Origin of the sequence: Brevundimonas aurifodinae, assembly GCF_040195595.1 — a bacterium.
GTDB lineage: Bacteria > Pseudomonadota > Alphaproteobacteria > Caulobacterales > Caulobacteraceae > Brevundimonas > Brevundimonas aurifodinae.
On sequence record NZ_JBEGDD010000008.1, the window covers coordinates 31,200 to 47,208 of the forward strand.

The window sequence follows — 16,009 nt, forward strand, 5'->3', positions numbered from 1 at the left end:
GCGCTTCGCGCTACTTGAGCCCGAAGTCCTGATCCGCCCGGGGAGGGGCGCCGAGCATGAATCTGATCCTGTTCGGGCCCCCCGCGGCCGGCAAGGGCACCCAGGCCAAGCGGCTGGTCGAGCAACGCGGCATGGTCCAGCTGTCCACCGGCGACATGCTGCGCGAGGCCATCGCCTCGGGCTCCAAGCTCGGACTGGAATGCCAGGCGATCATGTCACGCGGCGAACTGGTCAGTGACGCCATCGTCATCGCCCTGATCGAGGCGCGCCTGAAAGAGGCCGAAGACGCCGGCGGGGCCATCTTCGACGGCTTTCCGCGCACGGTGCCCCAGGCCGAGGCCCTCGACGCCATGCTGGCGAAGCTGGGCAAGAAGATCGATCGCGTCGTGCGCCTGAAGGTCGACGACGGGGCCCTGATGGACCGGATCGCCAAACGCTATGCCGACCAGGGCCGCCCGGACGACAATCCGGAGAGCTTCAAGGTCCGGCTGGACGCCTACAACCGCAACACCGCGCCGCTGCTTCCCTATTATGGAGACAAGGGGCTGCTGACCGAGGTCGACGGGATGGGGTCGATCGAGACCGTGGCCGCCTCCATCGACGCGGCCCTGGACGGCACAGAGGCCTGATCGCGCGGAACAGCGTGGCCATTCCGCTCGTTCCCGCTCTGGATCGGGAGACGGCGTGACAAGCGAAAATGCATTCCATCACCCCGAGGCGCGACGCGCGCGCTATCGCCGCTGGGGCGTGATCGGTGGCGTGGCCCTGGCGCACGCGGGCCTGTTCGCGCTTCTGGGTCTCCGTGGCGCGCCGCCCGCGCCCCCGGCGATCCTGTCGCCTATCGAGGTCGAGCTGTTCGAGTTCGCACCGCCGCCGCCACCCCCGCCGCCGCCCGATCCGGAACCGGCGGCTGACCCGGGCGGCGGGGCCCCGGCCGCGGCCTCGCGCGTCAATCGCCCGCCCGACCCGCCGCGCGTCCCGCCCGAACTGCCGGTCGCTCCACCGACGCCCGCGCCCGAGCCGACGCTGATCGTGGGCGCCTCGGAAACGGCCGGGCCCGAGCCGGGCCTGGGTCAGGGCGGAGAGGGGACCGGCACGGGGTCGGGGACCGGGTCTGGGGATGGACCGGGCGCGGGGTCGGGGCCGATCATCCTGCGCGGCGCCTCAAACGGGGAAATCCTGGCCTTCGTGCCGCCCGAGGCGCGACGGCGGCGCATCCCGGGTCGGGCGTCCGTGAACTGCGTGATCCGGGCCGATACACGTCTGGAAGCCTGTAGACCGGTCGATGAGACGCCACAGGGGCTCGGCTTTGGCGAGGCGGCGGTGCGGATCGCGGAGACCCATTTCCGCTTCCGGCCGCCGACGACGGCGGCGGGCCGCCCGGTGGAGGGGTTCCGCGTCACCGTCTTCGTCCAGTTCGGGCGGCAGTGACGCTGGATCGTTTGACCTGACGCTCCGAACCCCGCCAAATGACGGCCGATGGCGCGGGGGATGTTCATGGCGGTTCGGTTCGGCACGGCGGCGACGGCGCTCGCCCTCATCCTGGCGCTCGGCGCGCCCATGGCCGCTCAGGCTCAGTCGGCCCCGGCTTCCTATGCATCGACGATCGAGGGGCTGGCGCGGCAGGACGGGCTGCTGCCGATCTTCGTGGACCGGGCCGGCGGGAAGGTGCTGATGCAGTTGCCGGCACCCGCCGAGGACGGGGTGCTGGCCCGGGTGATCCACCACACGGCGCTGCGGACGGGCGTCGGCTCGGCGGTGACGGGGCTGGACCGGGCCCAGATCGGGCCGACCAACATCCTGGCCTTCCGTCGCATCGGCCGACGGGTGATCGCCGAGTTCGAGAACCCCCGCTATCGCGCGACCCAGGGCTCGCCCGAGGAACAGGCGGCGGCGCGCGACGCCTTCGTCGGTTCCACCGTCTGGTCCGGCGAGGTGATCGCCACCGACGACGACGGCGCGGTGCTGGTCGACATCTCCAGCTTCGTCACTCGCGACGCCCACGGCATCGTGCCGTCGCTGGCGCGGGCGGGGCAGGGGACGCTGAGGCCGGTCGCCGACCTGACGCTGATCGACCCCAGCCAGGCGCGGGCCTTTCCCGACAACATCGAGTTGGAAGCCCGCCTGACCTTCGCGGTCGACAATCCGGGGCGGGTGCTGAGCCAGATCGCGCCGGACGCCCGGATGGCCACCTTCACCGTGCACCACAGCTTCATCCGCCTGCCGGACGCGGGCTATGAGCCACGCCCGTATGATCCGCGCACCGGCGCGATCTCGACCCTGATCACCGACTTCTCCGCGCCGCTGGACGAGCCCATCGTCAGCCGGGTCGCCAACCGGTTCCGGCTGGTGAAGACCGATCCGATGGCGGCCCGGTCCACCGTGGTGGAGCCCATCGTCTTCTACGTCGATCGCGCCGCGCCGGAGCCGATCCGCACCGCCCTGGTCGAGGGGGCCCTGTGGTGGGCCGAGGCCTTCGAGCGGGCGGGATATATCGACGCCTACCGCGTCGAGGTCCTGCCCGAGGGCGTCGATCCGCTGGACGCGCGCTACAACGTCATCAACTGGGTCAACCGGGCGACGCGCAGCTGGTCCTATGGCCAGAGCGTGGTCGATCCGCGCACCGGCGAGATCGTCAAGGGCAGCGTGCTGCTGGGGTCCTTGCGGGTGCGTCAGGACATTCTGATCTTCGAGGGGCTCGTCGGGGCCGACCAGACGGGTACTGGCGGACCGAACGATCCGCGAGAGGTGGCGTTGGCGCGCATCCGCCAGCTGTCGGCGCATGAGGTGGGCCACGCCATCGGCCTGCTGCACAATTTCGCCGCCTCGACCCAGGGGCGGGCCTCGGTGATGGACTATCCCGTGCCCCAGGTCGCGGTGGACGGGGACCGCGTGCGGTTCCAGGACGCCTATGCGGTGGGGATGGGCGAGTGGGACCGGTTCGCCATCGACTGGCTCTATGCCGACGCCGAGCCCGCCGAACTGGCGCGACGCACGGCCGAGGGCGCGGGGCGGCTGCGGTTCGTTTCGGACGGAGACGCCCGGGTCGGCGGCGACGCCCAGCCCTGGGGCAGTCTGTGGGACAACGGGTCGGACCCGGTGGCGGAACTGGCGCACCTGATGCAGGTGCGCCGGATCGCGCTGGACCGCTTCGGCCTGGAAGCCCTGCCTCAGGGCTCGGCGGTCAACGACCTGCGCCGGCGGCTGGTGCCGATCTATCTGTATCACCGCTATCAGGTGGACGCCGTGGCCAAGCTGGTGGGGGGTCTGGACTATGGCTATCCGGTGCTGGGCGACGGGCGCGAGGCGGCGAGGCCGGTGCCGGTTGCGGACCAGCGCGCGGCCCTGGCTGGGTTGATGGCGACGCTGGATCCAGCGGCCCTGGACCTGTCGGAGCCTCTGCTGGCCCTGCTGGCGGCGCAACAGTCGGGCGACGGTGACCCTCAGCACGAGGTCGAGCTGTTCGCCACGCGCCAGGGTCAGCTGTTCGATCCGGGCAGCGCGGCCGAGGCCGCCGCCGACACGAGCCTGGCGGCCCTGTTCGCGCCCCGGCGGGTGGAACGGCTGGCCGACGTGGAACGGCGTGATCCTTCGGCGCTGGGCCTGACCGAGACGATCGATGCGGTGATCGCCACCGCCTTCCGACCCGCGTCCGGACGTCTGGGCGAGCCCGCGCGGCGGGTGCAGGCGCGCACGGTGCTGACCCTGGCGGGACTGTTGCGATCGGACACGGTGTCAGCGACCTCTGCCGCCGTGGTCGAGGACCGGTTGAACGCCCTGGCGTCGCGCCTCGGGTCGTCGCGCGGGTCCGATCCGGTCCAGCGGGCGCACGACCGGTTCCTGGCGGACCTGATCACCGACCGCGAGCGGATGGATCAGGTGCTGGAGGAAAACCGCGTGGAAACGCCGACGCCTCCGGGAAGTCCGATCGGGGGAGAGGCCTGCTGGCACTGCTGATCTCCCATCTCCGTTGAATCGTACGGCGTTCTGACGTACATGTTGACGAGGGAGTTCTGATATGGCCGCGCATCGCACCGCTCGCATTGAAGCCCGGCTGGCACCGGAAACGCTCGCCATCGTGCGCCACGCCGCGCAGATGGAGGGGCGGAGCGTCAGCGACTTCGTCGCCTCGGCCGCTTATGACGCCGCCGTCGAGCGGATCGACCGGCATGAGGCCGTGCTCGCACGGATGCGTATGCGCGAGCGGTGGTCTGATCCGGCGGAGTTGGAGCGCTCTTATGCCGAGATGGCCGCCGACGAAGAGTACGAGGCCGAAGCCAATGAGTGGATCGAAGGTCTGATCGGCGACATCGAGCCCGGAGAGTTCAAGCTCGATGGCTGACCAGCCGCGTCGCGGGGATGTCTGGTGGGTGGACTTCGATCCTTCGGTCGGAACCGAGGTTCAGAAGACGCGACCGGCTGTCGTGGTCAGTAACGACAGAGCGAACAGCGCGCTCAATCGCTTTCAGGTCGTGCCGCTCACCACGAACCTCAAGAAGTTCTACGCCGGCAACGCTCATGTGACGATCTCAGGTCGCCAAAGCCGGGCGATGGCGGATCAACTGTTCACGGCGGCGCGCGAGCGGTTCGGCCGCCGCCTGGGTCGCCTGTCCGGGGACGACATGCTGTCCGTCGACGACGCCATCCGGGTGCAACTGGCCCTCTGACCGCCGTCAGGCGTTGACGCGATCCGAATCCCCTGTATAAGGCGCGCTTCCCGCGAAGGGCGCCACGCTCCTGGTCTGTTGACCGGAGCGTTTGTTGCGTCCGGAAACGCGTATCTGGAGAGCTTCGTGGCCCGTATCGCTGGCGTCAACATTCCGACCAACAAGCGCGTCGAAATCGCGCTTCAGTACATCCATGGCATCGGCCCGGCCGCCGCCAAGGAAATCACCGGCAAGGTGGGAATCGAGGCCTCGCGCCGCGTGAACCAGCTGACTGACGCCGAGGTCCTGCAGATCCGCGAGACCATCGACAAGGATCACACCGTCGAGGGCGACCTGCGCCGCGAGACCTCGATGAACATCAAGCGTCTGATGGACCTGGCCTGCTATCGCGGCCTGCGTCACCGCAAGGGCCTGCCGGTCCGTGGCCAGCGCACCCACACCAACGCCCGCACCCGCAAGGGCCCCGCCAAGCCGATCGCCGGCAAGAAGAAGTAAGACAGACACATGGCCAAGGAACCGGGTCGCGTAAAGAAGCGCGAGCGCAAGAACATCACCTCGGGCGTCGCCCATGTGAACGCGTCGTTCAACAACACGATGGTGACCATCACCGACGCCCAGGGGAACGCGATCTCCTGGTCCTCGGCCGGCCACATGGGCTTCAAGGGATCGCGCAAGTCGACGCCCTACGCCGCCCAGATGGCCGCCGAAGACGCGGGCAAGAAGGCCCAGGAACACGGCGTCAAGACGCTGGAAGTCAACGTCTCGGGTCCGGGTTCCGGGCGCGAGTCGGCCCTGCGCGCCCTGCAGTCGGTCGGCCTGACCATCACCACCATCCGCGACGTCACGCCGATGCCGCACAACGGTTGCCGTCCGCCCAAGCGTCGCCGCGTCTAAGCGCCGCCTGAAGACGACCGCCGCCTCCATTATCCGCCGGTTCGCCGCCCTGACGAGGGCAGTCCTTGTTCAAGGATCTGGCGCGCCGGTGACACTCGTTAGGGACACCTATGATCGAACGTAACTGGCAAGAGCTGATCCGTCCCGAGAAGCCGCAGATCGAGCTGGGCTCCGACGCCCAACGCAAGGCCCGCCTGGTGGCCGAGCCCCTCGAGCGCGGTTTCGGTGTGACGCTCGGCAATGCCCTGCGGCGCGTGCTGCTGTCGTCGCTGCAAGGCGCGGCCGTCACCGCCATCCAGATTGACGGCGTGGTGCACGAGTTCTCGTCGCTGGAAGGCGTGCGCGAGGACGTCGTCGACATCGTGCTGAACATCAAGCAGCTGGCGCTGCGCATGCACGCCGAGGGCCCCAAGCGCATGACGCTGCGGGCCACCGGCCCCGGCGTCGTGACCGCCGGCCAGATCGACGTGCCGGCCGATATCGAGGTCCTGAACCCCGACCACATCATCTGCACGCTGGATGACGGCGCCTCGGTGCGCATGGAACTGACCGTCCAGAACGGCAAGGGCTATGTGGCGTCGGAGTTCAACCGCCCCGAAGACGCGCCGATCGGCCTGATCGCCGTCGACGCCCTGTATTCGCCGGTCAAACGCGTCGCCTACCGGGTCGAGCCGACCCGTCAGGGCCAGTCGCTGGACTATGACAAGCTGGTGCTGGAGGTCGAGACCAACGGCGCCGTGAGCCCTGTGGACGCCGTGGCCTATGCCTCGCGCATCCTGCAGGACCAGCTGCAGATCTTCATCACCTTCGAAGAGCCCAAGAAGGCCGTCGAGGCCACCGAAGGCAAGCCGGACCTTCCGTTCAACCCGGCCCTGCTGAAGAAGGTCGACGAGCTGGAGCTGTCGGTCCGTTCGGCCAACTGCCTGAAGAACGACAACATCGTCTACATCGGCGACCTGATCCAGAAGACCGAGGGCGAGATGCTTCGCACCCCGAACTTCGGCCGCAAGTCGCTGAACGAAATCAAGGAAGTGCTGACCTCCATGGGTCTGTCGCTGGGCATGGACGTGCCCAACTGGCCCCCGGAGAACATCGAAGACCTGGCCAAGAAGTTCGACGACCAGATCTAGTTTCAACCCTCCGCCCGGACCTTCGGTCATCGGAGCGGTTAGAATGAATGCGGTCAAAGGTCCCCGAGAGGGGAAACCCGGGCCGGAGTAGGAGAGACCCCGATGCGCCACGGCGCCGCCTATAGGAAGCTCGGCCGTACGGTCAGCCATCGCCAGGCCATGTTCGCCAACATGGCTGCCTCGTTGATCAAGCACGAGCAGATCACGACGACCCTGCCCAAGGCCAAGGAGCTGCGGCCCTTCGTCGAGAAGCTGGTCACGCTCGGCAAGCGCGGCGACCTCCACGCTCGTCGTCAGGCCATCAGCGCCGTGCGCGACGTGACCCAGGTCGGCAAGCTGTTCGAGACGATCGGCCCGCGCTACGCCGATCGCAACGGCGGCTACATCCGCATCATGAAGGCCGGCTACCGCCACGGCGACAACGCCGCCATGGCCGTGATCGAGTTCGTCGATCGCGACACCTCGGCCAAGGGTTTGGATTCGGGCCCGGTCATGGCCTACGGGGACGACGACGAGGGCTGACTCTCGACGTCATTCACGAACCGGCAAGGGCGGCCCGAGCGATCGGGTCGCCCTTTCTCTTTGCCCCGAGGCGCGGCAAGCTGGGCCATGACCGTCGACATCGTCCCCTACCGCCCCGACCACGCCGCTGCCTGGGTGGCGCTGAACGAATACTGGATCCTGGACGGCGGCTACGCCATCGAGGCCAAGGACCGGTGGGTCCTGGACGATCCGGACGGGGCGATCCTGTCCAGAGGCGGCGTGATCTTCATGGCCGAGCGGGACGGGGAGGCGGTCGGCTGCTGCTCGCTCATGGTCATGGACGACGGCGGCCATGAGGTCGGCAAGATGGCCGTCGCGTCGGACGCTCAGGGCCTCGGTCTCGGCCGGCGCCTGCTGGAGGCCTGCGAGGCCCATGCGCGCGCGGCCGGCGCACCTCGACTGTATCTGGAGACGAACCGGACCCAGACCCATGCCATCGCCCTGTATCTCCGCTTCGGCTTCGTCGATCTGCCGCCCCGACCCTCGCCCTATGTCCGGTGCGACACCTGGATGGAGAAGCCTCTGTGAGCGACCTCGTTCTGTATAGCCACCCCTTCTCGTCCTACTGCCAGAAGGCCATCGTCGCCTTCTATGAGAAGGACCTGCCCTTCACCCCGCGCATGCTGGAGGACGAGGGGGCCATGGCGGAGTTGAAGGCCCTGTGGCCGTTCGGTCAGTTCCCCGTGCTCCAGGACGACGACCGGTCGTTCGCCGAGACCTCGATCATCATCGAGCGGCTGGACCAGGTCTCGCCCGCAGTCCCGATGATCCCCATTGATCCGGATAAGGCGCTGGAGGTCCGCTTCATGGACCGGGTGTTCGATAACCAGATACAGGCCAACCAGCAGCGCATCATCTACAACGCCCTGCGCCCCGAGACCGACCGCGATCCGATCGCCGATGCCGAAGCGCGCGCGAAGCTGGAGACGGCCTACGCCTGGCTGGACGGGGTGATGGCGGGACGCACCTGGGCAACGGGCGAGACGTTCAGCTTGGCCGACTGCGGGGCCGCGCCGGGGTTGCTTTACGCCCACTGGACCCACGCGATTCCGGCGCGGTTCGAGCACCTGTGGGCCTATCGGCGGCGTCTGCTGGCTCGACCCAGCTATGCCCGGGCGCTGGACGAGGCCAGACCCTATCGCGGCTACTTCCCGCTGGGCGCGCCGGACGAGGACTGACACCGATGTCGCGTGGCAAAAGGACGACGCCGGAGGGAAATTCGTGTTTTCGGCGAGAATGAGGCTTGGGAGTTTGTCGGATCGGGATCAAGCTTCGCCATACAAGAAACTCCGGGAGAAATGTCATGCGTAGGTTTTCGAGTGCGAAGAGCGTGCGGACGAGACTGCTGACGGCCGGTTGCGCCATCGCCCTGCTGGCTCCGGCGGGTGCCGCCCTGGCCCAGGACGGGCAGGACGCGACGAACCTGGACGAGATCATCGTCACCGGCACCAAGCGTGATTCGACCATTCAGGACGTGCCGTTCTCGATCAACGCCCAGACCCAGGAAGACATCCAGCGGTCGGGTGCCGTCACCCTGGAAGACCTGGCGCGCAACGTCGCCGGTCTGTCGATCCAGAACCTTGGGCCGGGTCAGAGCCAGGTCTCGGTGCGCGGCGTCTCCGCCGGCCAGGTCGTTCGTGACCAGCCGGGCGTCAAGGAGCAGGTCGGCGTCTACCTCGACGAGAGCGTGGTCTCTCTTTCGCTGTTCACGCCGGACTTCGACCTGTTCGACCTCAACCGCGTCGAGACGCTGCGCGGGCCTCAGGGCACGCTGTTCGGCTCGGGCTCGGTCGGGGGCACGGTGCGCTACATCACCAACCAGCCGACCCTGGGCGTCAGCGAGGGCACGCTCGAAGCCAACGTCAACGTCGTCGAGGGTGACGATCTGGGCGGCCATCTGAAAGGCGCGATCAACATCCCGGTGTCCGACACCGTGGCCCTGCGCGCTGTGGCTTATCACACCGAATACGCCGGCTTCATCGACGCCCGCCGCGAGGGCGGCGCGGTCCGGGACAACATCAACGACGGGACCCGGACGGGCGGTCGGGTGGCCTTGCTGTTCGAACCGTCGTCGACCGTCTCGATCACGCCGCGGATCGTCTACCAGAAGATCGAGACGGAAGGCTTCAACCGGCAGGAGGCGTTCAACCTTTTCGCCAATCCGTTCACGACGACCCGGGCTCCGGTCATCCTGGGCGAACGCGAGCAGTTCCTGCTGCTGGACGAGGCGTTCGAGGACGAGACGCTGCTGGCCGACCTGACGGCCTCCTTCGACCTGGGCGCCGTCGAGTTGACTTCGGTGACCAGCTACATCGATCGCGACATCCTGGTCAGCCGGGACGCCAGCGCCCTGACAGGTTCGGTGTCGGTGGACCTGGGCTTTCCGGCGGCGGCGGTGCTGCTGCCGTCGAACCTGGTCGACACGACCACGCTGGAGCAGTTCAGCCAGGAAGTGCGCATCTCCTCGACCAGCGATGGCCCGTTCCAGTGGCTGGCCGGCGTCTTCTATTCGCAAGTCGACCGGGTCTATTCGCAGTTGCTGCCGACGCCCGGATACGACGCCGCGACCGATGCCACCCTCGGGGCCGGGACATCGGTGGCCGTGCGAAACGGCTTTGGGCCCAACTCGCCCTACAACGCCCTGCTGCCCTACGACATCGAACAGACGGCGGTGTTCGGCGAGGCCAGCTATGACTTCGGCCAGCTGACGGTCACGGCGGGCGGTCGCTTCTACGACTTCTCGGAGACCCGCAGCTTCACCTCGGGTGGCCTGTTCGCCAACGGCGACCGCCGCACCGACACGACCGCGTCGGACGGCTTCACGCCGCGAATCCTGGTCAGCTACGAGGCATCCGACAACGTCACCTTCAACGCCCAGGCGGCCCAGGGCTTCCGTCTCGGCGGGGTCAACGACCCGCTGAACATCCCGCTGTGCTCGCCGGCCGACGCCGCCATCTTCGGTGGATTCCAGACCTATGACGACGAGACGCTGTGGAACTACGAGGCCGGGGTGAAGTCGCGCTTCGGCAACGTCACGCTGAACTCGGCGGTCTTCTACACCGACATCGAGAATCTGCAGACGACGCTGGACGCCGGATCCTGCTCGTCGCGCGTCGTGTTCAACGTCGAGTCGGCCCACACGGCCGGGATCGAGCTGGAGTTGTCGACCCTGCTGACCGACAACCTGGAGGTCGGCTTCTCGGGCAGCTTCGTGGAGGCCGAGTTCGATTCGACCGTCCGCGACGGCACGGGCGCGGTGATTGGCGGCATCCGCGAGGGCAATCGACTGCCGTCGGTGCCGGAGCTGCAGTTCTCGCTGAACGCCACCTACAGCTTCACCGTGCTCAGCGGCCTGCCGGGCTACGTCAACGCCTCGTTCCAGCACGTCGGCAGCCGCTACACCCAAGCCAGCGATCAGGAGAACAACCCGCGCTCCTTCACCTCCGGCCTGCCGTTCGGCGGGGCGACGGGCACGCGAGCCACGATCGTCGACCTGGAACTGCCCAGCTATGAGCTGTTCAACCTCTCGGCCGGGATCGAGTTCGACAACGGCATCGAGGCGATCGTCTACATCAACAACCTGTTCGACGAGAACCCGCTGCTGTCCTTCGACCGCGAGCGCGGTGGCCGGGCGCGGCTGGGCTATACGGTCGGCACGCCGCGGACGATGGGGCTGACGCTGCGCCGCTCATTCTGAGGCGAGGCGTTCTGAAAGACCTGGGGCCGGTCTGCCGCAAGGCGGGCCGGTCCTATTCCTTCGACAGATCCTGCCGGCTGAACCAGGCGAGGGCTACGGCCAGGGGGACGACTGTCCACAGGCCCAGGCTCAGCATCGCCTTCCAGGCGACGCCGTCCGGCGCGGCGGCCGCATCGGCACCCCCCTGAAGCACGGTCTTCAGCACATCGTGGGACAGGCCGGGGATCAGCAGGTGGGATTGCAGGTCGGCCGCGCTCCAGCCCAGCAAAGGCAGGCTCTGCATCAGGAAGAACTGGCCGATGGCGACGACCATCGGCACGAACAGGGTGGCCAGCAGGGACCGGGAGACCGCGGCGGCCAGCAGGCCGATCATACTGAACTGCATGACACGGGCGACGGTCACGGCGATGAAGCCGCCGAACTGGCCGGGCCGATCACCGTCGAAACTGAACGTGAGTGGACGCTCGAAGATGGCGGCCTTGATGAGCTCGCCGACCATGCCGAACGCCAGCCAGGTCACGAGCGCGGCCAGGACCACGCCGAAAACCAGCACGACCTTGCCCAGGATCAGATTGGCGCGGCTGTTGCGCGCGCTGGTCAGCCGCCATGTCTCCCACCGGTAATCTCCGGCGTAGATGATGGCCGCGCCGATCAGGACGAACAGCATCACGATCGGATTGGCGAAATCCGCTGCCTGACTGACCAGGCTCTGGCCCAGATCGAGCGGACCGCTGGTGGCCAGGGGGCCACCCTCTGCGGTCAGCTCGGGTGGCAGGGCCTCGGCCATCTCGGCCATGCGGGCCCTGGTGAAGAACTGGACGGCGGTGCCGATGGCCAGGAACAGCGTCGGCACGAACAGGATCGACCAGACCATGGCCATGCGGTTGCGGGTGAACCGGTAGGTCTCGGCGCGGATGGCGTCAGCGAGCATGGCCCACCTCCTGGATGATCGTCTCCGCATGCTGGATGGAGCCGGTCTCGGTCATGAAGACGCTCTCCAGATCGGCGCCGACCCAACGAGCCTCGTCGACATCGACGCCGGCCTCGATCAGGGCGCGCAGCAGGGCCGGGGCCTCGGGGCGGGGCAGGGCGGCCATGACGGCGTCGCCCTCCAGCGAGCCATGCGCGCCGGGCAGGGCGGCGATGACCTCAAGCGTCCTCGAAATCGGGGTGACCGACAGGCGCAATCGTTCCCCGGCCGAGGTCAGGTCGCTGACCGCGCCTTCGCGCACCAGCTTGCCCCGGTTCAGGATCGCCACCCGGTCGCACACGCGCTGGACCTCCAGCAGCTGGTGGCTGGCCAGGATGACGGTGATGCCGTCGCGCTCGGCGAGCGACCGGATCAGGGCGCGCATCTCCTGGATACCGGGCGGGTCCATGCCGCTGGTGGGCTCGTCCAGAATGACCAGCTCGGGCTCGGTGATGAGGGCGGCGGCGACGCCCAGCCGTTGTAGCATGCCGACGGAGAAACCGCGCACCTTGCGGTCCGCCGCCTCGGTCAGACCCACCCGCTCCAGCCAGCCGGAGACGCGCGCCGTGTCGGAGTGCAATCCGTGGGCGGCCGACAGCCACTCCAGCACCTGGCGCGCCGTCATGAAGGGGGGAAAGCGCGGCGTCTCGATCATCGAGCCCATGCGGCGGCCGGCCGCGACGTCGCCGATCCGGCCGCCCATCACCGTGGCCTCTCCGGCCGAGGGGCGGATCAGGCCCAGCAGGATGCGGAACAGGGTCGACTTGCCCGCACCATTGGGCCCCAGGACGCCATAGACCCCGCCGCGCGGGATGCTGAGACTGAGGCCGTCCAGCGCCCGCACCGACCCGTAGGTCTTGGTCAGGTCGCGCGTTTCGATCACCGAGGTCATGGCCCGACCTTGGCGGTGGGAATGGCACCTCGCAAGCCGTCGCGAGGCCGTCGCGGATTAAGATTATGCAACCTCGCACCCTCGCCGGAGCCTGCGAATGTCCCGTGCCCTGATCGTCTGCCTGACCCTGCTGCTTGCCGCGTGCGCCACCTCGAGGGGGCCACAGCCAGACATCGGGCGACCGCTGACTGTGTTGATCTCGATCGACGGATTCCGGACGGACTATCTGTCGCGTGGAGACACGCCGACGCTGTCGGCGCTGGCGGCAGAGGGCGCGACGGGGTCGATGCGGCCGTCGTATCCCAGCGTCACCTTCCCGAACCACTATACGCTGGTGACCGGCAGGCATCCGGATCATCATGGAATCGTAGGAAATTCCTTCATCGATCCCGTGCTCGGCCGGTTCACCATGGCCAACAAGGAACCGAGATTCTGGGATCAAGCGGAGCCGATCTGGATCACGGCGGAAAAGGCCGGACTGACCACCGCGACGATGTTCTGGCCCGGGTCGGAGACGGAACTGCAGGGCGAACGGCCGACCTACTGGGCCCCGTTTGATCAGGCGGTGACCGGGGATCAGCGGGTGGATCGCCTGCTGGGCTGGCTGGATGCGACGCCCCGACCCGATCTGTCGACCCTGTATTTCGACACGGTCGACACCGTTGGGCACAGCTTCGGCCCGGACACGCCGGAGGTCGATCGCGCGCTGACTGATGTCGACGCGTCTGTTGCCCGGCTGATCGCGGGCCTGCAGGCGCGAGGCCTGTGGGAGCGGACCCATCTGATCGTCGTTTCGGACCACGGAATGGCGCAAACGTCCCCCGAACGCGTGACCCATCTGGACGATCTGGTCGATCCGGCTTTCGTTCAGATCATCTATTCCGGCTCGGCGGTCTTCCTGGAGCCGACGGCAGGGCGCGAGGACGAGGTTCGCCGGGCCCTCGTTCGCCGGCATGCGCATGGCGAGTGCTGGACCCGCGAGACCATTCCCGCCCGGTTCGTGCTCGGCACCAACCCCAGGGTGCCCTCCATCGTCTGCGCCGCCGACGTCGGTTGGCTGTTCGTGCCCCGCACGCGGACGGTGACACGGGTCGGCGGGGCCCATGGCTATGACAACGCGGCCCCAGAGATGCAGGCGCTGTTCATCGCCCACGGCCCGGATATCGCGCGGGGCGTGACCCTGAGGGACATGGACAGCGTTGATGTCCAGCCCCTGCTGGGGCGTTTGCTCGGGATCGAGGTCCCGCCCGGCGACGGCCGCGCCGAAGACGGCCTGGCGGCCATGTCGCGCTAGCCTGCCACGGCGGGACTGCCGCGACGCCTTGATCCGGCCCGAAAGCGCGACAGATATAGGGTGACCATGAGACTGACCCGGAATGCCATGAAGACCTCGACCCTCGCCATCGCCATGGCCATCACGCTGGCGTCGTGCGGCGATGCCAGCTCCTCCAAGGCGCAGGACGGCGTCTTCGCCGAGCCGACGGAGCGCCAGGCACCGACCGATGCCACCCGCATGAAGCAGAGCTTCTCGCCCGTCGTGCGCGAAGCGGCGCCGGCGGTGGTCAATATCTCGGCCCGGTCGATCCAGCGGGTCCAGGCCGATCCCTTCTTCCAGTTTTTCGGCGGCGGCATTCCGCGCGAGCGAGTGGCGGAGTCGGCCGGATCGGGCGTCATCGTGCGGTCGGACGGCATCGTCGTGACCAACAACCATGTCATCGAGGGCGCTCAGCAGATTCGTGTGGTCCTGAACGACCGGCGCGAGTTCCCGGCGGAGATTGTCCTCGCGGACGCACGTTCCGACATCGCGGTGCTGCAGCTGCAGGGCGTGACCGAGCAACTGCCCGTTCTCGCCATCGACGACCGCGAGGAACAGGAGGTCGGCGACCTGGTGCTGGCCATCGGCAATCCGTTCGGCGTGGGTCAGACGGTGACCAATGGCATCATCTCGGCGTTGAACCGGACGGAGACGGGCATTTCGGACTCGGGGTCCTTCATCCAGACCGACGCGGCGATCAATCCGGGCAACTCCGGCGGAGCCCTGGTCGACATGGACGGCGACCTGATCGGCATCAACACGGCGATCTTCTCGCGCTCTGGATCGTCGGCGGGCGTGGGGTTCGCGGTGCCGGCCTCGATGGTGCGGCGCGTGGTGGATTCGGCCCTGGGCGGCGAGAGCATGGTGGTGCGGCCCTGGCTGGGCGTGAAGGGCGAGACCGTTTCGGCCGCCATTGCGCGTTCGCTGGGCTTGCCCCGACCGCAGGGGCTGATCGTCACCGAAATCTATGACGGTGGGCCGGGGGCTCGGGCCGGCCTGCGGGAGGGCGACGTGATCACGTCCGTGGACGGTGCCGAGATCAACGACCAGGCCGGTCTCAACTTCCGCATCGGCAACAAGAGCCCCAATGACGCGGCTGCCTTGACCATCATCCGCGACGGTCGGACACAGACGCTCAACGCGCGCGTCCAGACCCTGCCGGGCGACGCAAAGGCGGAGGGGGTTCTGATCCAGGACGGTGCCTTCTCTGGAGCGCAGATCGCGGCCCTGACCCCCGCCCTGGCCGATCGGCTGGGCGGAGATCCTTTCGCGACGGGACTGCTGATCACCTCGGTCCAGCGCGGCAGCTATGCGGCGCGGGCAGGCCTGCGACCCGGCGACCTGGTGCGCGAGGTCAACGGCCGTGCCGTCAGCGCCCCTCAGGCGCTCGTGCGGCTCGGGGCGTCCGAGGTCACGATCGAGCGCCAGGGGCGGCGGCTGACCGGAACGCTCCGCTGAGCCTCAGCCGGTCTTGATGGGGCTGGCAATTGACCAGCAATGGCCGAAGGGGTCCATGACGCGGCCATAGCGGTCGCCCCAGAACTGGTCGGCCAGGGGCATGACCGGCACCGCCCCGGCCGTCACGGCGCGAGCCCACCATTCGTCGGCGTCGTCGACCTGGAGGTGCAGGGCCATGCCGGTCGGGACGACATCGATCGGCTGGCCGTACTCGGGAAACTCGTCCGACAGCATCACCAGACCGCCGTTGATCCGAAGCCGGCTGTGCATCAGTCGCTCGCCGTCCTCGGCGAGGTTCCGGAACAGTTCCTCGGCCCCGAAGGCCGCCCTGTAGAACTCCACGGCCGCCTGTCCGCCCCGGCCCGGGATGGTCAGATAGGGGATGACGCCCGTGGGGATGGGATCGGGTTCGGCCATGGGTCACGCTTTCGTGGACGGCGGGT

17 protein-coding genes are annotated in these 16,009 nt (G+C 68.1%); 14 read left to right on the top strand and 3 right to left on the bottom strand.

What is annotated here, in order from left to right:
- The first annotated feature begins 56 nt into the window (after positions 1-56).
- The 12 genes from ABN401_RS10490 to ABN401_RS10545 all read left to right on the top strand — a co-directional run bounded on the left by ABN401_RS10490 (position 57) and on the right by ABN401_RS10545 (position 10,931).
- On the top strand, positions 57-629 hold the full coding sequence (locus tag ABN401_RS10490) for an adenylate kinase (protein WP_349684791.1): 573 nt from the start codon (positions 57-59) through the stop codon (positions 627-629).
- Between the two features lie 55 nt (positions 630-684).
- Positions 685-1,431 carry an energy transducer TonB gene (locus tag ABN401_RS10495; RefSeq protein ID WP_349684792.1) on the top strand — a complete coding sequence of 249 codons (747 nt, stop codon included), beginning with the start codon at positions 685-687 and terminating at the stop codon, positions 1,429-1,431.
- 66 nt (positions 1,432-1,497) lie between these two features.
- Positions 1,498-3,957, top strand: coding sequence for a zinc-dependent metalloprotease (locus tag ABN401_RS10500; protein ID WP_349684793.1), 2,460 nt, complete (start codon positions 1,498-1,500; stop codon positions 3,955-3,957).
- Positions 3,958-4,018: 61 nt separating this feature from the next.
- Positions 4,019-4,342 (top strand): type II toxin-antitoxin system TacA family antitoxin, encoded by a 324-nt coding sequence (locus tag ABN401_RS10505; protein ID WP_349684794.1) that lies wholly within the window; start codon positions 4,019-4,021, stop codon positions 4,340-4,342.
- Positions 4,335-4,667 (top strand): type II toxin-antitoxin system PemK/MazF family toxin, encoded by a 333-nt coding sequence (locus ABN401_RS10510; RefSeq protein WP_349684795.1) that lies wholly within the window; start codon positions 4,335-4,337, stop codon positions 4,665-4,667. Before ABN401_RS10505 ends, ABN401_RS10510 begins: the two co-directional genes overlap by 8 nt.
- Before the next feature lie 126 nt (positions 4,668-4,793).
- A complete protein-coding gene (gene rpsM, locus ABN401_RS10515; RefSeq protein WP_349684796.1) occupies positions 4,794-5,162 on the top strand; it encodes a 30S ribosomal protein S13 in 369 nt (122 codons plus the stop codon).
- Positions 5,163-5,171: 9 nt separating this feature from the next.
- The gene (rpsK, locus tag ABN401_RS10520; protein WP_008264180.1) at positions 5,172-5,561 is read left to right on the top strand and encodes a 30S ribosomal protein S11; all 390 of its coding nucleotides are present in this window, start codon (positions 5,172-5,174) and stop codon (positions 5,559-5,561) included.
- A 110-nt stretch (positions 5,562-5,671) separates the two neighbouring features.
- Positions 5,672-6,691, top strand: coding sequence for a DNA-directed RNA polymerase subunit alpha (locus ABN401_RS10525; RefSeq protein WP_349684797.1), 1,020 nt, complete (start codon positions 5,672-5,674; stop codon positions 6,689-6,691).
- 102 nt (positions 6,692-6,793) lie between these two features.
- Positions 6,794-7,213, top strand: a complete 420-nt coding sequence (rplQ, locus tag ABN401_RS10530; RefSeq protein WP_349684798.1) for a 50S ribosomal protein L17 — start codon at positions 6,794-6,796, stop codon at positions 7,211-7,213.
- An 87-nt stretch (positions 7,214-7,300) separates the two neighbouring features.
- Positions 7,301-7,762 (top strand): GNAT family N-acetyltransferase, encoded by a 462-nt coding sequence (locus ABN401_RS10535; RefSeq protein ID WP_349684799.1) that lies wholly within the window; start codon positions 7,301-7,303, stop codon positions 7,760-7,762.
- Positions 7,759-8,412: a glutathione S-transferase family protein gene (locus ABN401_RS10540; protein WP_349684800.1), complete on the top strand. Its 654-nt coding sequence runs from the start codon at positions 7,759-7,761 to the stop codon at positions 8,410-8,412. The genes ABN401_RS10535 and ABN401_RS10540 overlap by 4 nt, the downstream gene beginning before the upstream one ends.
- A 125-nt stretch (positions 8,413-8,537) precedes the next feature.
- Positions 8,538-10,931 (top strand): TonB-dependent receptor, encoded by a 2,394-nt coding sequence (locus ABN401_RS10545; RefSeq protein ID WP_349684801.1) that lies wholly within the window; start codon positions 8,538-8,540, stop codon positions 10,929-10,931.
- Positions 10,932-10,983: 52 nt separating this feature from the next.
- On the opposite strand, the gene ABN401_RS10550 is transcribed toward ABN401_RS10545, so the two are convergent.
- Both ABN401_RS10550 and ABN401_RS10555 read right to left on the bottom strand, forming a co-directional pair.
- Complete coding sequence (locus ABN401_RS10550; RefSeq protein WP_349684802.1) at positions 10,984-11,862, bottom strand: ABC transporter permease subunit; 879 nt, start codon at positions 11,860-11,862, stop codon at positions 10,984-10,986.
- On the bottom strand, positions 11,852-12,793 hold the full coding sequence (locus ABN401_RS10555; RefSeq protein WP_349684803.1) for an ABC transporter ATP-binding protein: 942 nt from the start codon (positions 12,791-12,793) through the stop codon (positions 11,852-11,854). The genes ABN401_RS10550 and ABN401_RS10555 overlap by 11 nt, the downstream gene beginning before the upstream one ends.
- 97 nt (positions 12,794-12,890) lie before the next feature.
- Between ABN401_RS10555 and ABN401_RS10560 the strand changes: the two genes are divergently transcribed.
- Both ABN401_RS10560 and ABN401_RS10565 read left to right on the top strand, forming a co-directional pair.
- Positions 12,891-14,087, top strand: a complete 1,197-nt coding sequence (locus tag ABN401_RS10560; RefSeq protein ID WP_349684804.1) for an alkaline phosphatase family protein — start codon at positions 12,891-12,893, stop codon at positions 14,085-14,087.
- Between the two features lie 87 nt (positions 14,088-14,174).
- Positions 14,175-15,566 carry a Do family serine endopeptidase gene (locus tag ABN401_RS10565; protein ID WP_432763552.1) on the top strand — a complete coding sequence of 464 codons (1,392 nt, stop codon included), beginning with the start codon at positions 14,175-14,177 and terminating at the stop codon, positions 15,564-15,566.
- A gap of 3 nt (positions 15,567-15,569) precedes the next feature.
- On the opposite strand, the gene ABN401_RS10570 is transcribed toward ABN401_RS10565, so the two are convergent.
- Positions 15,570-15,983: a VOC family protein gene (locus ABN401_RS10570; RefSeq protein ID WP_349684805.1), complete on the bottom strand. Its 414-nt coding sequence runs from the start codon at positions 15,981-15,983 to the stop codon at positions 15,570-15,572.
- Positions 15,984-16,009 lie beyond the last annotated feature (26 nt).